Source organism: Streptomyces griseoruber (assembly GCF_001514205.1).
In the GTDB taxonomy this organism is placed as follows: Bacteria; Actinomycetota; Actinomycetes; order Streptomycetales; family Streptomycetaceae; genus Streptomyces; species Streptomyces griseoruber.
In genome coordinates, this window is the sequence record NZ_KQ948769.1 from 1 (window position 1) to 544 (window position 544).

General features: G+C 77.0%; 1 pseudogene. It reads left to right on the forward strand.

The window, feature by feature from the left end:
• A pseudogene (locus AQJ64_RS18760) lies at positions 1-544 on the forward strand (virulence factor); the annotation flags it as partial.

Consider the following 544-nt stretch of genomic DNA (forward strand, 5'->3'; position numbering starts at 1 on the left):
CGGTGCGTACGGCGACCAGCGCCGCCGCCGACGCCATCAAGGCCTCCGAGGCCGCCGCCTCCGCCGCCCGTACGGCCGTGAAGCTGGCCGACGAGGCGGACAAGCACGCGGCCGACGCCAAGGCCCAGGCCGACGCGGCGAAGGCCGAGTCCGTCAAGGCGGTCGCCTCGGCGGCCGACGCGGCCGGACACGCCTACACCACCGCACAGGCCGCCGCGGACGCCGGCGCCTCGGCGCAGCAGGTCGCCGCGCCGGCCAACGACGCCGTCCAGCTCGGTTCCCCGTACGTCGACACCGACGCCACCGCGGGGCTGGTGGTCCTGACCGGCCAGTCGTCGAAGACGATCGCCGAGCAGCAGAAGGCGGTCGCCGAGGCGCACGCCGCCAACGCGCAGAAGAACGCCGACCAGGCGGCGAGCCTCGCCGCGGCGGCGACGGGCGACGCGAAGGCGGCGTACACGCTGGCCGCCGAGGCCGCCGGGTTCGCCGCGACCGCCCGCAAGTCGGCGAAGGAGGCACTGGGTTACGCGGCCGAGGCCGCCCA